The organism is Sulfurospirillum sp. MES (assembly GCF_000789415.1).
Classification (GTDB): domain Bacteria; phylum Campylobacterota; class Campylobacteria; order Campylobacterales; family Sulfurospirillaceae; genus Sulfurospirillum; species Sulfurospirillum cavolei.
In genome coordinates, this window is record NZ_JSEC01000031.1 from 1 (window position 1) to 3,207 (window position 3,207).

The window sequence follows — 3,207 nt, forward strand, 5'->3', positions numbered from 1 at the left end:
CAATGACCGATGCGGTTATCGCCAAATACCGCCCGAAATTAGAGGGTAAAAAAGTGATGCTTTACGTGGGCGGACTTAGACCTCGCCACGTTATCGGCGCGTATGAAGACCTCGGTATGCAAGTCATCGGTACGGGTTACGAATTTGCGCACGGCGACGACTATAAACGTACCAAAGACGAGCTTGCGGGTTCAACCCTTATTTACGATGACGTCAACGAATACGAACTTGAGGCGTTTGTTAAAAAACTCAAACCCGATTTAGTGGCGAGCGGCGTTAAAGAAAAATACGTCTTCCAAAAAATGGGTTTACCGTTTAGACAAATGCACTCTTGGGATTACAGCGGTCCGTACCACGGATACGACGCATTCGCGATTTTCGCAAAAGACATGGACTTGGCTATGAATTCTCCGGTATGGGGATACACCAAAGCGCCATGGGAATCAAAGTAAGGAGGGCATCATGCAAGACGTAGAAAACATTGTCAACGGACAAAAACTTTTTCTAAAACCCGAATACCAAGAGGTTTTTAAAAATAAAAAGCAATTTGAAGGTCACGCAGGTGCTACCAATCCCGAAAAAGTCAAAGACGTCGCAAAGTGGATGACATCATGGGAGTACCGTGAGAAAAACTTGGCAAGGGAACACATCACGATCAACCCCGCCAAAGCGTGTCAACCTTTAGGTGCTGTTATGGCAGCCCTCGGTTTTGAAAACACGATGCCTTACGTTCACGGCAGTCACGGATGCGTTGCGTACTTTAGAAGTTACTTTACGCGTCACTTTAAAGAACCGACTCCGTGCGTCAGCGACTCTATGAGCGAAAGTGCGGCGGTTTTCGGCGGTTTGGCCAATATGAAAGAGGGTTTACGAAACTGTAAAGCCCTTTACAAACCTGAAATGATCGCGGTTTCGACGACATGTATGGCGGAAGTTATCGGCGACGATTTGGATGCGTTCGTCAAAGGTGCGCGCGGCGAAGCTGAAGGCGAACTCGATACGACCTATATTCCGGCGGCACATACGCCTTCTTTCAAAGGTAGCCATATTACGGGTTACGACAATATGATGGAAGCGATCTTAAAAACACTCACTCCAGAGGGTGACGTAGCAAAAGACGAAGAGCGCATCAACATCATCCCCGGTTTTGAGACGTATTTAGGAAGCCTTAAAGAAGTCAAAAAAATCGCTTCGATGTTTAGCGACAAGATCGTTATGTTAGGCGATCACGAAGAGCAATGGAACACCGGTGCGGGCGAGTACAAACTCTACGCCGGCGGTACGCCGATCGAAGTAGCTAAAAGTGCCAAAGGCGCTAAAGCGACGATTAGCTTGCAAAAGTATACAACGCCGACAACGGGCAAGTTTATTAAAAACGAATGGAAACAAGAATACGTGACATGTAACCCGATCGGTCTTAACGGAACCGACGCGTTTGTCATGAAGCTTAGCGAATTGACGGGCAAACCCGTTCCTGCCGAGCTTGCCAAACTTAGAGCGCAATTGGTCGATGCGATGCAAGATTCATATCCGTATATGCACGGTAAAAAGTTTGCGATCTGGGGCGATCCCGATTTCTTACTCGGCGTCGTTTCGTTTTTAGTCGAAATGGGAGCCGTTCCCGTACATGTACTTTGCCACAACGCTCCGCGTAAGGGTTGGGAAAAAGAGATGCAGGCTATTCTTGATAAATGTACGTTTAAAGAGGATTGCCATATTTGGATGGGAAAAGACTTGTGGGCACTTAGAAGCTTATTGTTCACCGAGCCGGTTGATTTTATGATCGGTAACGTCTACGGTAAAGAGCTTTACAGAGATACGGGAATTCCTTTGATTCGTATCGGTTTCCCGATTTTCGATAGACATCACCTTCACCGATATTCGATTAGCGGATATGAAGGATGTTTAAACCTTTTAACATGGATTACCAACGCCGTGTTAGATCATTTGGATGAAGAGACGAAAGATATCGCGAAAACCGATTATTTCTTCGACTGCGTACGCTAAAACGTTGAGGGCTTCGGCTCTCAACCTACTTTCCTCCTCCGCAGCCGCCGCCGTGACCGCCGTTTCCATTACCGCTTCCGCTTCCCGAACTTCCACCGCCGCTTGTATTTCCGTTGCCCGAAATCGTGCTTGTCGATTCGTTTTTTCCCGTTAACGTATTGACATGGTGTTCTTGCAAAGCTTGCATTGCTAAAGCGCGTTTTGCTTGATTTTCATCGGCACTGCGTTCTTTGATTGCTTGAATGTAGCGGTGGCGGTATTGTTTGGGAGCATTGTTCATTTTCGTCGTCAAATCGTCGATCGTGGACGTATTTTTGATCTCTTGATCGATGACGTCTTCGGCGTAGAGGCAAACGGCGAAGCTTAGCCCTAAGAAGAAACGCTTCACAAGGACTCCTTCACGCCAAACGTAAGACGGATGCACGTACCTTTTTGCGGCGTGCTTTGCAGGTCAATGTCGATCCCTAAAAGTCGGCATAAAGAGTGCACGATATGAAGCCCGAGTCCAAGTCCTTTACTTTGCTCTTTATAATAACGCTCGAAAACACGTTTCGTATCGCGAATACCGATGCCCGTATCGCAAATGCTCACGGTGTTTTCACGGTTGCACAGTTCGACCGAGCCGTTTTTTCGGTTGTATTTACACGCATTGGAGATTAGATTGTCGAAAATGCGTGCTACCGCGTCTTCATCGCTGATGAGCGTGTAGGGGTGCGTTTGAAAGACGAAGTTCAAGTGCGGATAGAGCTTTTGATAGGGTTTGGCTCTGGTGTGCAAAAGCTTTTCCAAATCGATTTCGTTTTTTTGGGCAATAAATCCTTTTTGGAGCGATTCTAAATTACGGTAGAGCGATGCAATGGTACACGCCGCCAATTCGATGCGTTCGAGTGCCTCGTCGCTACGACGTTTTGCCAAGGCTTTGGTATTGAGCAAAATCGACGTAATGGGCGTATTGAGGTCGTGAATGACGTCTTTGAGAAAACCTTCCAGCAAATCGAGTGCTTTTTTGAGAGGATAGAGCGCATAAAAAGAGTAAAACAGCGCAAAAACGAAAATCGCCGCTAAAACGCCCATGTATAACAAGAGCACTTTATAAACGATTCCGTTTTCGTGTTCGACGTATTGCGCATAAGGCAAAATTACTTTAAACAGTGACTGTTTACTTCGCGGAATCGTAAAATAGCCGCACATGCCCTCTTG

Annotated in this window: 4 protein-coding genes; 2 read left to right on the plus strand and 2 right to left on the minus strand. The window is 46.6% G+C overall.

Going from position 1 to position 3,207, the window contains the following annotated elements; translation table 11 throughout:
* On the plus strand, positions 1 to 452 hold a 452-nt coding region (locus OA34_RS13115), incomplete at its 5' end, for a nitrogenase component 1 (protein WP_039676141.1).
* A 10-nt stretch (positions 453 to 462) separates the two neighbouring features.
* Entirely contained in the window at positions 463 to 2,007 is a 1,545-nt protein-coding gene (gene nifK, locus OA34_RS13120; RefSeq protein ID WP_286683061.1) for a nitrogenase molybdenum-iron protein subunit beta, read from the plus strand.
* A 25-nt stretch (positions 2,008 to 2,032) separates the two neighbouring features.
* Here the strand turns inward: nifK and OA34_RS13125 are convergent, their stop codons facing one another.
* Together OA34_RS13125 and OA34_RS13130 are read right to left on the minus strand one after the other, a co-directional pair.
* Positions 2,033 to 2,395 (minus strand): hypothetical protein, encoded by a 363-nt coding sequence (locus OA34_RS13125; protein WP_039676144.1) that lies wholly within the window; start codon positions 2,393 to 2,395, stop codon positions 2,033 to 2,035.
* Positions 2,392 to 3,207, minus strand: an 816-nt coding sequence (locus OA34_RS13130) for a sensor histidine kinase (RefSeq protein ID WP_039676146.1), incomplete at its 5' end; no start/stop codon positions are given. The genes OA34_RS13130 and OA34_RS13125, both read right to left, overlap by 4 nt.

Bases quoted from the DNA above. Each gene is read 5' to 3' on its own strand.
- nifK (WP_286683061.1), top strand. From the start codon at position 463: ATGCAAGACGTAGAAAACATTGTCAACGGACAAAAACTTTTTCTAAAA.